This is a genomic window from Amycolatopsis sp. NPDC114503, assembly GCF_055633655.1.
In genome coordinates this window covers 1,212,165-1,227,134 of record NZ_JBVKDT010000001.1, presented here as the reverse complement: position 1 = coordinate 1,227,134, position 14,970 = coordinate 1,212,165, and the positions used below count along the sequence as shown (strand labels likewise).

The 14,970-nt window shown below is 68.8% G+C and carries 14 protein-coding genes; 8 read left to right on the top strand and 6 right to left on the bottom strand.

Annotation, left to right across the window (positions count from 1 at the left end; all coding sequences use genetic code 11):
- Positions 1-2: 2 nt before the first annotated feature.
- Positions 3-755 (bottom strand): alpha/beta fold hydrolase, encoded by a 753-nt coding sequence (locus ACZ7OI_RS05990; RefSeq protein WP_470263030.1) that lies wholly within the window; start codon positions 753-755, stop codon positions 3-5.
- A gap of 57 nt (positions 756-812) precedes the next feature.
- Between ACZ7OI_RS05990 and ACZ7OI_RS05985 the strand changes: the two genes are divergently transcribed.
- On the top strand, positions 813-2,237 hold the full coding sequence (locus ACZ7OI_RS05985; protein ID WP_470263029.1) for a M1 family metallopeptidase: 1,425 nt from the start codon (positions 813-815) through the stop codon (positions 2,235-2,237).
- Here the strand turns inward: ACZ7OI_RS05985 and ACZ7OI_RS05980 are convergent.
- On the bottom strand, positions 2,213-3,619 hold the full coding sequence (locus tag ACZ7OI_RS05980) for an AAA family ATPase (protein ID WP_470263028.1): 1,407 nt from the start codon (positions 3,617-3,619) through the stop codon (positions 2,213-2,215). The two genes, ACZ7OI_RS05985 and ACZ7OI_RS05980, sit on opposite strands and share 25 nt — an antisense overlap.
- 55 nt (positions 3,620-3,674) lie before the next feature.
- On the opposite strand from ACZ7OI_RS05980, the gene ACZ7OI_RS05975 reads away from it, so the two are divergent.
- Together ACZ7OI_RS05975 and ACZ7OI_RS05970 are read left to right on the top strand one after the other, a co-directional pair.
- Positions 3,675-3,983 carry an antibiotic biosynthesis monooxygenase family protein gene (locus ACZ7OI_RS05975; protein ID WP_116200261.1) on the top strand — a complete coding sequence of 103 codons (309 nt, stop codon included), beginning with the start codon at positions 3,675-3,677 and terminating at the stop codon, positions 3,981-3,983.
- Positions 3,976-4,779 (top strand): SIR2 family NAD-dependent protein deacylase, encoded by an 804-nt coding sequence (locus ACZ7OI_RS05970; protein WP_470263027.1) that lies wholly within the window; start codon positions 3,976-3,978, stop codon positions 4,777-4,779. Before ACZ7OI_RS05975 ends, ACZ7OI_RS05970 begins: the two co-directional genes overlap by 8 nt.
- Here the strand turns inward: ACZ7OI_RS05970 and ACZ7OI_RS05965 are convergent.
- Both ACZ7OI_RS05965 and ACZ7OI_RS05960 read right to left on the bottom strand, forming a co-directional pair.
- Positions 4,766-5,200, bottom strand: a complete 435-nt coding sequence (locus ACZ7OI_RS05965) for an acetyltransferase (protein ID WP_470263026.1) — start codon at positions 5,198-5,200, stop codon at positions 4,766-4,768. The genes ACZ7OI_RS05970 and ACZ7OI_RS05965 overlap by 14 nt on opposite strands.
- On the bottom strand, positions 5,197-6,150 hold the full coding sequence (locus tag ACZ7OI_RS05960; protein ID WP_470263025.1) for an endonuclease/exonuclease/phosphatase family protein: 954 nt from the start codon (positions 6,148-6,150) through the stop codon (positions 5,197-5,199). Before ACZ7OI_RS05960 ends, ACZ7OI_RS05965 begins: the two co-directional genes overlap by 4 nt.
- A 108-nt stretch (positions 6,151-6,258) precedes the next feature.
- Between ACZ7OI_RS05960 and ACZ7OI_RS05955 the strand changes: the two genes are divergently transcribed.
- From ACZ7OI_RS05955 to ACZ7OI_RS05945, 3 genes are all read left to right on the top strand, one after another.
- On the top strand, positions 6,259-7,236 hold the full coding sequence (locus ACZ7OI_RS05955) for an ATP-binding cassette domain-containing protein (RefSeq protein ID WP_470263024.1): 978 nt from the start codon (positions 6,259-6,261) through the stop codon (positions 7,234-7,236).
- A complete protein-coding gene (locus ACZ7OI_RS05950; RefSeq protein ID WP_470263023.1) occupies positions 7,233-8,039 on the top strand; it encodes an ABC transporter permease in 807 nt (268 codons plus the stop codon). The genes ACZ7OI_RS05955 and ACZ7OI_RS05950 overlap by 4 nt, the downstream gene beginning before the upstream one ends.
- Before the next feature lie 148 nt (positions 8,040-8,187).
- Complete coding sequence (locus tag ACZ7OI_RS05945; RefSeq protein WP_470263022.1) at positions 8,188-8,448, top strand: hypothetical protein; 261 nt, start codon at positions 8,188-8,190, stop codon at positions 8,446-8,448.
- 41 nt (positions 8,449-8,489) lie between these two features.
- Here ACZ7OI_RS05945 and ACZ7OI_RS05940 read toward each other — a convergent pair whose 3' ends face one another.
- Complete coding sequence (locus ACZ7OI_RS05940) at positions 8,490-9,515, bottom strand: amidohydrolase family protein (protein ID WP_470263021.1); 1,026 nt, start codon at positions 9,513-9,515, stop codon at positions 8,490-8,492.
- Positions 9,516-9,605: 90 nt separating this feature from the next.
- A complete protein-coding gene (locus tag ACZ7OI_RS05935; protein ID WP_470263020.1) occupies positions 9,606-12,776 on the bottom strand; it encodes an AfsR/SARP family transcriptional regulator in 3,171 nt (1,056 codons plus the stop codon).
- A gap of 146 nt (positions 12,777-12,922) precedes the next feature.
- Between ACZ7OI_RS05935 and ACZ7OI_RS05930 the strand changes: the two genes are divergently transcribed.
- Together ACZ7OI_RS05930 and pcp are read left to right on the top strand one after the other, a co-directional pair.
- Entirely contained in the window at positions 12,923-14,368 is a 1,446-nt protein-coding gene (locus ACZ7OI_RS05930; protein WP_470263019.1) for a M1 family metallopeptidase, read from the top strand.
- Positions 14,365-14,970 carry a pyroglutamyl-peptidase I gene (pcp, locus tag ACZ7OI_RS05925; protein WP_470263018.1) on the top strand — a complete coding sequence of 202 codons (606 nt, stop codon included), beginning with the start codon at positions 14,365-14,367 and terminating at the stop codon, positions 14,968-14,970. The genes ACZ7OI_RS05930 and pcp overlap by 4 nt, the downstream gene beginning before the upstream one ends.

The following is a 14,970-nucleotide window of genomic DNA, read 5'->3' as shown; positions in this document are numbered from 1 at the left end:
CGTCACAGGCCGGACAGGAAGGCCTCCACCGCGCCGCGATACGTCTCCGGAGCCTCGGCGTGCGGCAGATGCGCCGAACCAGACACGATCAGGTGCTTCGCGCCGGGCACCCGCGCCGCGACCTCGGCTTGTTGGCCGACCGGCATCGCGGTGTGCTCGCCCTCGACCAGCAGCAGCGGACAGCGGATACCGTCCACAATGGACCAATAGTCCCGGCGGCCCCATTCGGCGGCGATCTCGTACAGGTTCTCCAGGTCGGCGATCAGGTGATAGCCGCCTTCGCGTTCCTCTACGCATTCGGTGAAGTAGTCGCCCGCGGCGCCGAAGAACTCGCGCACGTGCGCCAGTGATTCGAACGGCACCGGCCAGCTCTCGAAGTAGCCGCGCCAGGTCTCGACGGTGCGTCCGCGCTGGTCCGGAGCGAAATCCTCGCTGACGACCGCGCGCACCAGCTCCGGGTATTTCGCCGCCGTCGCCCACGCGTGCAGCCCGCCCATCGAATGCCCGATCAGCACGGACGGACCGAGGTCGGCCAGCACGTCCGCGACGTCCTCCGCGAACTGTTCGGTGGTCCACGGCCCGGTGTGCGGCGCGCGCCCGTGGCCGCGGGCGTCGAGGGCGTGCACCCGGCCGTACCGCTTCAGCCATTGCGCGACCGGCCACCAGGTGCGGGCGCGGCCCATCAGCCCGTGCAGCAGCAGGATCGACACGCCGGGGCGTTCGTCGCCGCCGAAGTCGATCAGGCCTGGTCGCATTAGTCCTCCTGGGTTTTCACGGCTACTTCATCACAAACCTGCGCCTAGGGTGAAGGAATGCGCAGCCGCCCGACCGCCGTCCTCGCCCTCATCGGCGTGCTTGCGCTGTCCGCGTGCAGCCCCGCCGAACCCGCTTCTCCTCCTCCGCCGCCGTTGCATCCGGCGCCGGGCGCGAACAGCGCGGGCGACCCGTACTTCCCCGACGACGGCAACGGCGGATACGACGCGCTCGACTACCACGTCGACGTCAGTTACGACCCGCCGAGCGGCCGGCTCGACGGCGACACGACGGTCTCCGCGAAAGCCACCCAAGACCTCAGCCGCTTCGACCTCGACCTGCGCGGGCTGGACGTCGCCGCGGTGGAGATCGACGGGAAACCGGCGAAATACAGCCGGGAGAAGAACAAGCTGGTCGTGACTCCGGCCGAACCGCTGCGGTCGGGTTCGACGTTCCGGACGCGCGTGCACTATTCGGGTGTTCCGGCGAAAACTCCGCACGACGGCGGGTCGGAGAACGGCTGGGCCCGCTCCGAGGACGGCGGCGCGTACCTGGTCGGCGAGCCGCATTCCGCGTCATTCTGGTATCCGGTCAACGAAACCCCGCGCGACAAGGCGACCTTCACGCTGACCGCGCACGTGCCCACCGGCTGGACGGTGCTGTCCAACGGCCGGGAACAGGGCACCAGCGCCAAGGACGGCAAAACCACCACGACGTGGGCCGATCCGAACCCGGTGGCCAGCTACCTGACCACGATCGCGATCGACAAGTTCACCGTGCAGCGGTCCACGCTGCCGGACGGCACACCGATCGTTTCCGGCTACGCGCCCGGTGCCGAACCCCGCGAGGCCACCGGCGACCGGCTGCCGGAGGTGATCTCGTTCCTGGAGAGCAAGTTCGGCAAATACCCGCAGAGCGCGGCCGGCGGGATCTATCTCGACGAGGACATCCATTTCTCCCTGGAAACGCAAACCCGTCCCACTTATGCGAAATGGGCGGAAATCCTGACCATGGTGCACGAGAACGCGCACCAGTGGTTCGGCGATTCGGTGTCGCTCAACTCGTGGGCGGACATCTGCCTGAACGAATGCTTCGCGTCGTACGCGCAGTGGATGTGGGGCGAACGCGAGGGCCAGAACCTGGACGACCGTTACCGCGCGGCCGTCGAAATCACCAAGGGCAGCACAGATTTCTGGGGACAGAAGCTTGTCGACATGGGGCCGGAGCACCTGTTCGAGGGCGCGTACGACAAGGGAATTCTGGCTGTGCACGCGCTGCGCCGGGAGCTGGGCGAGCCGGGGTTCGAGAAGGTGCTGCACGAATGGGTGGGCCAGCACCGCAACAGCAACGCGACGTGGGCGGACTTCGAGAAGCTCGTGTCGAAGGTCGCCGGACACGATGTGAGCGGGTTCCTCAACGACTGGTTCCACGGAGCGAAGGTGCCGTCCGACGCCGATCTTTACCCGGGCGCGTTGCGGCCCTGACTGCCGAGCAACGACCTGGTCAGGCTGCTGCGAGCGTCGTTCATCTCGGCCAGCGCCTCGCCGAGTTCGGTGTCGCCGACCCGCACCGGCTCGTCGGGCCTCAGCACCAGCGCGCGCAGCGATGCTCGGCGAAGCAGTTCCTTCATGAACGACGCCGTGACACCGTCCGTCGCCTCGACCACCGGCGCTAGATCAGCCGTCAGCCCCAGGCCGCGGGAATACAGCCGCAGCAAGGCTTCCCGGCCCGCCGCGTCCGGCAACGGCACCTCCACCGCCAAGTCGACTCGGCCAGGACGGTCGGCCAGCGCTTTCTCCAGGCTGCTCGCCCGGTTGGTGGTGAGCAGGAAGGTGACGTCCGCGTCGCCGCCGACGCCGTCCATCGCGTCGAGCAGGCTGAACAGCAGCGGCGTCGGGCCGTGCACGAGGTCGCGGTCCTCGGCGATCAGGTCGACGTCCTCCAGCACCATGATGCTCGGCTGCAGCCGGCGCGCCAGCGAAGCGGCTTTCGAGATGAACCGCATCGCAGTGCCGGTGAGGATGACGACCGTGCAGTCCGGGAGCTGGCCCATCAGGTAGCGCACGGTGTGCGTTTTTCCGGTGCCCGGTGCGCCGTGCAGCAGCAGGCCGCGCTTCAAATGCTGGCCCGCCGCGGCCAGGCGCGCGCCGTGTTCGGCGATGCCGATGGTGTGCCGCTCGATCGATTCGAGGACGCCGTCCGGCAGGACCACGTCCTCCTTGTTCAGCTCCGGCCGCGGCAGGAAGGTGACCAGCTCGTTGTTGCGGTGCTCGCTTAGGCCGAATGCGATCACCTGGCCGCGCAGGACGTCGTGCTCGGTCATCAGCGCTTCGATGCGGTCCCGGGTTTCAGTGGCCGCTCGTCGGTCCTCGGCGATCACCTCGAGCCGACAGTTCACCTGTCCGTACTGCGGCGCGGCGCCGCGCACGCCGACCAGCACTTGGGAGCCGTCCGGGGCGACCGTGCCGACCAGCCCGAGCTGGACGACGTCCGCCGCTTCGTCTGGGCCGATCGCGACGGTCGCGTAGTCCACCGCGCCCAGCTCGTAGTGGCCGTGCTGTTTGGCCGTGACCAGCATGCCGACCAGGTCCTCATGGCCGCGCAAACCACCGGCGATGCCGAACCAGTCGGTGCCGATCCCGTGCTCGGCGAGGTACGCGTCGAGCCCGGCCTGGATGGTCGCGTGCTCCCAGTCCTCGAAGTTGCGCGTGACCACCAGCGCCTGCGCGAGCGGCACGCCGAGATGCACGGTGACTCGCTCGATCAGCGCATTCCCGTTGCCCGAACCGGCCGACTCCGCCGCCGCTTTCACGAGACGCTGCAGGTTGCGGGCCAATTCTGTGCCAAAGACTTCGTCGTCCCCCATGTGAGCAGAGTGGCACGAACCGCGAAACCGGGCCAGCCGTTAGTACGCTGGGTCTATGGCAGTGGTCAAGATCAACGCAATCGAAGTCCCTGAAGGCGCCGGCCCGGAGCTGGAGAAGCGCTTCGCAGCGCGGCTGCACTCCGTCGACAACCAGGAGGGGTTCCTCGGCTTCGAGCTGCTTCGCCCGATCGCGGGCGAGAAGCGCTACTTCGTGTACACGAAGTGGGAAACCGAGGAGCACTACCAGGCCTGGGCGGGCGGTCCGGCGCGCGAGGCGCACGCTGGCGAGCGCAAGAACCCGGTGTCGACCGGCGCGAACCTGCTGGAATTCGAGGTCGTGCAGGCATCGAAGCCGGGTGAGTGACGAACTCTCCCGCGCCGCCGAGCTGATCTCGGGCGCCGGCGCGCTGCTCGTGTGCGCCGGCGCCGGGATGGGCGTCGACTCCGGCCTGCCCGATTTCCGTGGCGGGGAAGGGTTTTGGCGGGCGTATCCGCCGTACGCCGGGCTCGGGTTGCGGTTCGAGGAGCTGGCCGACCCGCGGCATTTCGCCTCGGATCCGGAGCTGGCGTGGGGTTTCTACGGGCACCGGCTCGAGCTGTACCGGAAAACGGCGCCGCATCGCGGGTTCAGTCTGCTTCTCGAACGAGGACTGGCCAAGCCTGGCGGCGTGCGCGTTTTCACGTCCAATGTGGACGGACAATTCCAAGCGGCGGGATTTCCGCACGTCGCCGAGGCGCACGGGTCGATCCATCATCTGCAGTGCCTTGCCGGGTGCTCGCGGGAGATCTGGCCGGCGGCGGACGTCACGGTCGAAATCGACGAGGCGACGATGCGCGCCCGGCCGCCGTTGCCGTCCTGTCCGCGCTGCGGCGGTCTGGCCCGTCCGAACATCCTGATGTTCGGCGATTTCGACTGGATTCCCGACCGCAGTCAGGAACAGCTGGACGAACTGACCGCCTGGCGACGCGCGCATCGCGACGTGACAGTGGTCGAAATCGGTGCCGGACAAGCGGTTCCGACGGTGCGGCGGTATTCCGAACTCGCCAGCGCGGCGACGGGTGCGTTAGTCCGGATCAATCCGCGCGAGCCGCAAATCCGGCACGGGCGCGGGGTTTCGATCGCCGCCGGCGCGCTGGAGACGCTGGTCAAGCTCGTTTGAGCTCCAGCAAGGGGAACGGACGGCCGTCCGGATCGGTCTCCTGCCTGCCGACGACCTCGAACCCGTGGTGCAGATAGAAACCGACCGCCTGCGGGTTCTGCTCGTTCACGTCCAGGGTGAGGCCCGGGTAGCGGTCCAGCGCCGCGCGCAGCAACGCCGTCCCGATGCCGCGACCGCGGAAATCGTCGTGCACGAAGAGCATTTCCAGCTTTCCCTCGGCGATTCCGGAGAAGCCCGCGGCGATTCCGTCGACCTCCGCCACGGTCAGCTCCACTTCCGAGAAGTAGAGCGGGACGCGCGTGGCGTAGTACTCGACATCCGCCGGTGCCAGGAAGTCGTGGGTCGCCTCGACGGCGCTGCGCCAGATCTCCAGCAGCCGCGGGTATTCGGCTTCCCCGCTGCTTGGCCGCAAGGTCGTCATGGCAGTTGCACCTCCGCGTAAACCGCCCGGTGATCGCTTCCGGGCACATCGAACACCTGGTAATCCCGGATCGCGACCCGGCGGTCCACCAGCACGTGGTCCAGCGGCACGAGCGGGACCGTCGACGTCGACCAGGTCGGGACCAAGCCGTCGCCGCGTGCCTCGGCCGCGTCGACATATCCGCGGGACAGCACCGTCCGCAGCGCGGCATGGTCGAGGGTCGCGTTGAAATCGCCCGCTACCACGCGCAGCCCGTGCTCGCCGATGGCGCGCGACAGGTCCCGCATCTGCTGCTCCCACTGGTAATACCCGGAATCCGGCGAACGCGGATGTGCCGCCACGATCTCCAACGTCGTTCCGCCGCCGAGATCCGCTGCCGCACCAGGCTGATTCTGCACTGAATCACCAGTGTAATCCTCCTCGGCAAGCGGATATCGCGACAGAATGCCGGAACCGTCCACACCGGACGCCGGATGCAGGACGCGGTACGGCAACGTCTGGAACAGCCCGGCCTTTTCCAGCCCGGACATCGCGGCGGGCGTCATCTCCACCAGGTTCAGCACGTCGATCCGATGCTCCCGGACCAGCCGCACGAGCGCCGCCGGGTCGGCCTGGCCAAGGTAGAGGTTCGCCGCCAGCACCCGCACTGTCTTCCCGTGCGCCGCGGGCTGGTCGTCGGAGATCACCCGCGGCGCGACGTACACCGCCAGCAGCACGGACAACGCCAGCGCGACAACGCCGACCCACCATCGCCGCAGCATCAGCGCGAGTGCGGCGAGCAGGACGCCGTAGATGACGAAGTACGGCGTCAGCGCCAGCAGCGCGGTCAGGTACCAGCCGCTGCCGTCCCAGCCGATCGTGCGCAGCACGGCCACCGCCAGCAGCGGCAGCCCGACCAGCACGAGCAGGCTCGTGACCAGCCGGCTGCGCCTCCGCGCCTCCATCACCATGATCCCGAGTATGCCGGGCACCCGCTGACAGGTCCGTGTCAGCGCCGTGTGCGCGGCTTGCCAGCGCCTGGGTCCACTGTGTGCTGGAGCGACACAGGAGGAGGCGTCATGTCGCACGCGATCCAGGCCGAGGGCCTGGTCAAGCATTTCGGGGAGACGAAGGCGCTGGACGGGGTGGACCTCGAGGTCCCGTTCGGGAAGGTGGTCGGGGTGCTCGGGCCGAACGGCGCGGGCAAGACGACCGCGGTCCGCATTCTGGCGACCCTGCTGAAACCGGACGCGGGGCGGGCCACGGTCGGGGGTTACGACGTGGTCCGCGACCCGGTCCGGGTGCGCGGGCTGATCGGGCTCACCGGGCAGTACGCGTCGGTGGACGAGGACCTGAGCGGCACCGAGAACCTGGTGCTGATCGGCAAGCTGCTGAATCTGTCCCGGGCCGACGCCCGGGCACGGGCGGCCGAACTGCTGGAGCGGTTCGAGCTGACCGACGCGGCCAAGCGGCCGATCCGGACGTATTCCGGCGGCATGCGGCGCAGGCTCGACCTTGCGGCGAGCCTCGTCGGCCGTCCCGCCGTGCTGTACCTGGACGAGCCGACCACCGGACTCGATCCGCACGCCCGCAACGAGGTGTGGGCGGTGGTCCGCAGCCTCGTCGCCGACGGCGCGACGGTGCTGCTCACCACGCAGTACCTGGAGGAGGCCGACCAGCTGGCCGACCGGATCACCGTGTTCGACCACGGCCACGTGGTCGCCGACGGCCGCGCCGACGAGCTGAAGCGGCGGGTCGGCGGGCAGACGCTGCAGGTGCGGCCGACGTCGCTGAGCGACCTCGACGAGGTCGACCGCATCCTGGCCGAACTCACCGGCGCGCGGCCGGTCCGCGACAACGCGACCGGACTGCTGACCGCGCCGGTGTCCGACCCGGTGCTGCTGTCCACACTGGTGCGCCGCCTCGACTCGGCGGGCATCACCTCCGACGAACTGGCACTGCGGCTGCCCAGCCTCGACGAGGTGTTCCTGGCGCTGACCGGGCACGCCGCCGAGGAACCGAAGCCGGACCGCGAACTCGAAGGGAGCCGGTCGTGACCACCGCAACCGCCGTGGCGGCCCCGCCCCGGCACATCAGCCCCGTCCAGGGTGCGAAGCACGCGTTTTCGCTTGCCTGGCGGGGAATCCTGAAGATCCGCAAGAATCCGGAACAGCTGGCCGACGTCACGCTGATGCCGATCATCTTCCTGCTGATGTTCACCTACCTGTTCGGCAACGCGCTGAGCGGTTCGATCGAGAACTACCTGCAGGCGCTTGTGCCGGGCCTGATCGTGATGAACATCCTGCAGGCGTCGCTGACGGTCGGCACACAGCTCAACACCGACATCACCAAGGGCGTCTTCGACCGCTTCCGCTCCATGCCGATCGCCCGTTCGGCGCCACTGGTGGGCGCGGTGCTGGCCGACCTCGTGCGATACGTGGTGTGCCTGACGGTCCTGCTGATCGTGGCGACCGTGATGGGCTTCCGGGTGCAGACCGGTCTCGGGGAGTTCGCCCTCGCGATTCTGCTGGCGGTCGCGTTCGGCCTGTGCTTCTGCTGGGGTTCGGTGTTCGTCGGAATGCTGATGAAGTCCCCGGGCGCGGCGCAGGGCCTGATGTTCGTCTTCATCATGCCGCTGACGTTCGGCAGCAACGTGTTCCTCCCGACGGCCACGATGCCGGGCTGGCTCAAGGCATGGGCGGACATCAGCCCGGTGAGCCTGCTGTCCGACGTGATGCGCGGCCTGCTCAACGGCGGCGTCGCCTACGGCGGCTCCCTGCTGGGCGCACTGGCGTGGATGGCCGGTGCGGTCGTGGTGTTCTTCCCGCTCGCGACGTGGGCTTACCGCAAGCGGGTCTGAGGGCGTCCTGCACGGGGGTGCGGACGCTGTGAGTGAGTGTCTGTGTCCGGGTTCCACAGCCGGGCACAGACACTCACTTTTTTGTCGGCCGGGTCCAGGGCTGCCGATTTCGGCTGATGAAACCGCGCATGATTTCGACAGCCAGCCAATGACCTCGTTCCTCCGCCTCCTCGACGACCGGTACACCCTCATGACGACGGAGCGGATCGGCTCCGCGGGCGAGAAGGAAAGCGGTGACGTCGGCGTGCAGCGGCTTGCCGGTTTGGATGTGGCTGTCGACTTCGGCGTCTATCGCGTGCCGCAGCAGAGTCCAGCCGTCCCCTATGTCGTCCTCGACGTCGTGACCGGAGTCGAGAATGTCCCGCAAGCGCGGCAGGTCTTCGAGTTCGACTGCTTGGTGAGCTGCTGACCACACGCCGGGGCTCCTTCGCGCTGTGCCGGATGCGCAGGTTATCGCGCAGCCTGGCGGCTGGCCGCGAGATGGCCAGTCAGCCGCTCCCAGTTCCCGGAGCCAATGGCCGCCTTCTCTTCCTCGCTGAAGGGAGCCTTCTCCAGAAACGACCGCGCGACACCGCCGCTCGTGTCCAGGTAAGGAAAACCGCCGGGCCGGGTGCCGAAGGTGTACGGATAGTCGGTCGAATACAGCATCCGCTCAGTCCCCACCACCTCCGCGGCCCAGCGCAGGTAGCGTTCGCTGACCGTGCCGCTGCCCGCGATCCAGAAGTTCTGGCGGAAGTAGTCGGCCAGCGGCTGCCGCAACCCGGCCATTTCCCGCAGGAAGCCGACGTGGTCGAGGTAGAACAGCACGACCTCGCCCCAGTGCCCGGCGATCACCTGCAGTTCGGGATGGCGGTCGAATACTCCGGAGAAGATCATCCGCAGGTATTGCACGCCGAGGTCGTAGTACCAGCCGAGCCCGGCGGTCGCCAACGCCGGCCCGACGCCGCCCGGCAGGCCCGAGTAGTACGCCTCCTGCACCGCGCGCGCCGGAGCTTGCGGGTGGAAGTGCAGCGGGACACGGAGTCGCTCGGCGGTTCCGTAGAGGTCGTCGAACTCCGGTGCGTCGGCCAGCTTGTCGCCGGTGCGGCCATACAGCATCGCGCCGCGGAAGCCCAGGGCGACCGCGCGTTCCAGCTCCTCGGCGGCGGCTTCGGGCGAGGACGTCGGGAGGGTGGCGAAGGCCTGGAATCGCGTGGGGTTCGCGGCGACGATTTCGGCGAGCGCGTCGTTGGCCTCCCGCGCGACGGGCACCGCGTCGGCGGCCGGAAGGTTCTGGACGCCGGGGGTGGACAGCGATAACACCGCGACGTCGATGCCCTGCTCGTCCATGTCGGCGAGCCGTCCTTCGCCGACGTCGCGCAAGCGTCGCGTGACCGGGTGGTCCTCGGGATAGACGTGCGGCTGGACCCCCGCCTTCGCCCACGCGTCGCGCAGGACGGGCAGGACCACGTGTTCTTCCAGTGCGACGATCCGCATGACAGCTCCTTGGCGTTTCCAGTGATACTCAGGTCAGCGTATCACTGGAAACATCAGTGGAAGCAAAACTTGGTTATCACCGATAACATCCTAGTCGGGAGACCGCTCCGCCCAGACCGCTTCGATCGCGTCGGCCCGTTCCATCCGCGACGTCTCGGCCACGATCGCCTCGTACCGGTCCGCGCCCAGCTCCTCGGTCAGGCTGGCGATCAGTTCCCGGACCTCCGGGCTCCCCAGGTCGAAACGCCCGCGCACCACCGCGCTCAGCGCCAGCACCCGCGCGGACGACTCCAACCGGCCCTGCGCGTACCGGATCCGCGCCAGCAGCTCGACCATGCTGGCCAGGTCCGGCATGTCGAATCGCCGGGCGGCCTGCTCGACCACCGCGAACACCGCCGGTTCCGCCTCGTCCGGGCGGCCTTCGGCGAGCAGCAGACCAGCCTCGACGGTGCCGAGCCATTCCGTCTCGAAACCCTCCGGCCTCGGCCACTCCGCGCGCGCCGACTTCATTTCCCGGAACACCTCGCGCGCCTCGCCGACGTTGCCCTCGCGGATCAGCAACTCGGCACGGCCAAGCAACACGATCAGCCGCAATCCGTTGTTCCCGCCGGAAGCCGCGTAGCGTTCGGCGGCTTCCATGTCCCGCCACGCGCCTTCTTGGTCACCGGCGCGCGAACGTTCGATCGCCAGCCGCCACCACTGCTGCACGATGTCGTCCCGCGACCGCAGTTCCATCATCAGCCGCAAGCCCTCGGCGTACCCGGCGATCGCCCCTTCGTGGTCGCCGGACTGCGATTGCGCCGCGGCCCGGAACCCGTGCGTCATGCCGAGGCCCCAGCGGTCGCCGACCTCGGCGAAGCCAAGGTGCGCAAGCTCTCGCGCCCGGTCCGCGCTCTTGAGATCGCCGGTGTCGCCGAGGACGAAGCTCTCCGCCCAGTGCCCGGCGGCGCGGCTCCAGACGTCGTCCCTTTCGACAGCCCGGCGGATCTCGCGCTTCGCCAGGTCGCGTTCGCCGTTGAGGTAAGCCACTATCGGCAACCCGACCCAGAGCCACGGATTCTGGTCCGCCGCACCGGTCCGCACGCATTCCTCGATCAGTTCGGGGACGTCCACCTTCTCGTGCGGACCGGCCATGACCCGCATCAGCACCTGGATCAACCGCAGGCTCGCCGCCATGCCCGGCGACAGCTCGCCGTCCAGTTCGAGCACCTCGTCCACGAACAGCGCGGCCCGCTCGTTCTGGCCGATGATATTGAGATACCAGAACAACCCGAACAACAGCCGGGCCGCCGATTCCGCGGAGCCCGACTCGATCGCCGCCCGCAGCGCGGCGGTGAAGTTGTCGCTTTCGTGCTCGTACACGTCGATAGCCTGGAGCTGATCCCGTGCGCGCAGCAAAGGTTCGTTGCGGTCGGCCAATTCCGTGTAGTACGAGACCATCGCCGCCCGCAGCCGCTCCTTCTCGCCGGACTCGGCGAGCCGCTCGGTCGCGTAGGCGCGCAAGGTTTCCAGCATGCGGTACCGCATGCCCACTACGTCCACAATGGACTTCTCCACCAGCGAACCCAGCACGTAGACGATGTCGTCCGCGGGCAGTTCGTCGTCCGCGCAGACGTTTTCCACTGCTTCCTCGGAGAAGCTCGCCGCGAACACCGCGAGCCTGCGCGCGAGCCGGATCTCCGCGTCGCTCAGCAGATCCCAGCTCCACTCCACCACGGCGCGCAGGGTGCGCTGACGCGGCAACGCCGTCCGGCTGCCGGAGGTGAGCAGCCGGAACCGGTCGTCGAGGCGTTCGGCGATCTGCTCGGCGGTCATCGACCGCAACCGCGCGGCGGCCAGTTCGAGCGCCAGCGGCATTCCGTCGAGCCGGCGGCAGATTTGCCGCACCGCGTCCACTGTGGACTCATCGAGCCGGAAACCAGGGCGCACCGCCATCGCGCGGTCGAGGAACAGCCGGACGGAATCGAGCGTGCCGACGTCCGCGGGCGGCGCGGCCTCGTCCGGAACCGGCAGCGGGCCGAGCGGACACAACGCTTCCCCGGTGATCGCGAGCGGTTCACGGCTCGTCGCGAGCACCCGCAACGCGGGCAGCCGCCGCAGCAGATTCTCGGCCAGCTCCGCGGCAGTGTCCACGACGTGTTCGCAGTTGTCCAGCACCAGCAACGCTTCCGCGCCGCTGAGCGCTTCCACCGCGTGCTCGAAGGGATCGACCTGCCGCCGCCGGGCGTCGGTCTCCGTCGTCCGGAGATCGCGGACCTCCAACGCGTTGAGCAGCGCGGCCAGCACGTCCTCGGCGTCCCGCACGCCAGCCAGCGGCACGAACCACACCAAGCCGCGCGAATGCGCCGGGTGCCGTGAAGCCGCTTCCGTCGCGAGCCGGGTCTTGCCGGCACCGCCGGGGCCGACGAGCGTGACCAGTCGGGATCCTTCGAGCAACTCGGCCAGCAGCTTCAGCTCATCGGTGCGGCCGATGAAGCTGGTCAGCCGCTGCGGCAACCGGTCGACGACCGCGGCGACCGGCGTGTACTCGCCGCGCAGCGCGCGCAGCTGCACTTCCTGGAGTTCCGCCGACGGGTCGACGCCCAGTTCGTCGGCCAGCGTCGTACGGATCGCGGAATACGCGGCGAGCGCGTCAGCCTGGCGTCCGGCCGCGGAAAGCGCACGGATTCGCAAGCCAGCCAACCGTTCCCGCAACGGATGCGCCTGCGCGGCCGCGGTGAGTTCCGCGAGCACGTCCGCGTGCCGCCCCAGCCGCAGTTCGACTTCGAACCAGTCCTCAGTGGTCTCCGTTCGCCGCTCCTCCAGCCGAGTCGCGGGCGCGGCGGCGAAAGGCGCGTCCAGCACATCCGCGAGCGCCGCCCCGCGCCACAACGCGAGCGCGGCGGCGAGCGATTCGGCGGCGGTGCCGTCCCGGCCAGCGGCAAGCTCCCGGCGCCCCTCGGCGGACAACTGCTCGAACCGGTGAAGATCCACCGCTTCCGGCGGCACCGCGAGCCGGTAACCGCCGTTGACGGACTCCAGTTCGGCCCCCGCGGGCCGCAGCGCGCGACGCAGCCGCGAGACGAGCGACTGGAGCGCGTTGGCCGCGTCAGCCGGGGGTTCGGCGCCCCACAGACCGTCGATCAGCGCCTCGGCGGAAACCGAGCGCCCGGCGTCCAGCGCGAGCCGCGAAAGGAGCATGCGAAGGCGGGCTCCGCCGATGTCGATCGGCGTGCCGTCCTCCCCCTCCGCTCGCAGCGGGCCCAGCAGCGCGAGGCGCATGAGGTCCAGCTTTCCAGACGACGGCGACGTCGTGCCGGGGCCCGACGTAAGTGTGGACTTTCGAGACAATCTGCCCACCTTGCGGTTACTCCATGCCTTCTCGGCGCTACGTTGCGGAGGATTCACACGCAGACACAGGAGCGCCCATGAGAGCACTGCACCGCTGGCGTCGCCCGGCAGTGACCGTCGCAGCCACCCTCACCGCATTGACGCTCGGCACTGGAATCGCGTCGGCCGGACAGGACGGCTGGGACCGGCCGACCCCCGGTTCGGACGGCGCCGGAGACAGCTATTACCCGCAGGACGGCAACGGCGGGTACGAGGTCTCCGACTACGACCTCAAGGTCAACTACGCCCCGGACACCCATCAGCTCGCCGGCGTCCAGACGGTCCACGCGAAGGCGACCCAGTCGCTCAGCTCGTTCGACCTGGACCTGCGGGGCCTCACCGTCGACTCCGTCCGGGTCAACGGCATGCCGGCCAAGTTCGCCCGCACCGGCGACCACGAACTCGTGATCACGCCGAAGTCGCCGCTCTGGAAAGGCATGCCGTTCGTCGCGGAGGTCGCCTATCACGGTGTCCCGGTGGCGATCGACGACCCGAACCTCGGCAAGAACGGCTGGCAGTTCACCAAGTCCGGCGGCGCGTTCGCGGCAGGCGAGCCGAAATCGGCCACCACCTGGTACCCGGTCAACGACACCCCGCGCAACAAGGCCCGGTTCCGGCTGTCGATCACGGTCCCGAGCGAATGGGGCGTGATCGCCAACGGCCGCGAGGTCGGCTCCTTCCGGACGCGCGCGGGCACTACGCACGTCTGGGCGGAGGACACCCCGACCGCGTCGTACATGACCACGGTCGCGATCGACAAGTGGACCTTCAACAAGCGCAAGCGCGAGGACGGCACCCCGATCGTCAGCGCGTACGCCCCGGGCACCTCGGACGCCACGAAGCAGGCCGACGCCCAGCTGCCGGAGGTCATCGACTTCCTCGAATCGAAGTTCGGCAAGTACCCGGTGGACGCCGCGGGCGGCATCTACCTGACTGAGCCGATCGGGTTCTCGCTCGAGACGATGAGCCGGCCGATCTACTCCGGCCGCGCGGGCAACATCAATACGATCGTGCACGAGAACGCGCACCAGTGGTGGGGCGACACCGTCGCCGTCGACCATTGGAAGGACGTCTGCCTCAACGAATGCTTCGCGTCCTACGCGACCTGGCTGTGGGCACAGAAGAACGGCGAGGACCTCGACGCCACCTACCTCAACGAGGTCGCGTCGGCCAGCGACGCGTTCTGGAACGGCAAGCTGTACGACATGGGACCCGGCCACGAGTTCACCTACGTGTACTCCAAGGGCCCGGTCATGCTGCACGCGCTCAGCAAGTACATGGGACAGGACGCGTTCGACCAGGTGCTGAAGACCTGGAACACCGTGCACCACAACGGGAACGCGAGCACGCAGGAGTTCCAGAAGTACTGTGAGAAGGTGTCCGGCATGGACCTGCAGGGCTTCTTCGACGCGTGGATCTACGGCAACGGCAAGCCGTCGGACGAGTTCCTTTACCCGGGCGACCTGAAGCCGGCCGCCAGGTGACAATTCTGCTGACGGGGTTCGCGCCCTTCGCCGGAGCGGCGACGAACCCTTCTTGGCAGGCAGCTTCGCTGGCAGCGGCGCGGCGGACGGACACGGTGGCGGTAGAGCTGCCGTGCGAGTTCGACGCGTCGCTGCCGGCGCTGCGGGCCGCGATCCTGGCGCACCGGCCGGAACTGGTCGTCTGCGCCGGGCTGGCCGGCGGACGCGAGCACGTCACGCCGGAACGAGTGGCGATCAACCTGATCGACGCCCGGATCCCGGACAACGCCGGCGCGCAACCGGTCGACGTGCCGGTGGTCGCGGGCGGGCCGTCCGCGTACTTCACCACGCTGCCGGTGAAAGCGGCGGTCGCGGCGATCGAGTCGGCGGGACTGCCCGCGGCCGTTTCGTACACCGCCGGGACGTATGTGTGCAATCAAGTCTTCTACGGCCTGATGCACCTGATCGCGACGGAATTCCCCGGACTGCGCGGCGGTTTCGTGCATGTGCCGGAGGAATCCCGGCTGTCGCTGGACTCGACCGCGCGAGCGCTCGAGATCGTGGCGGGCACCGCGTTGACCGTGCACGAGGACGTCACGACGTCGGCCGGGACACTGCACTGA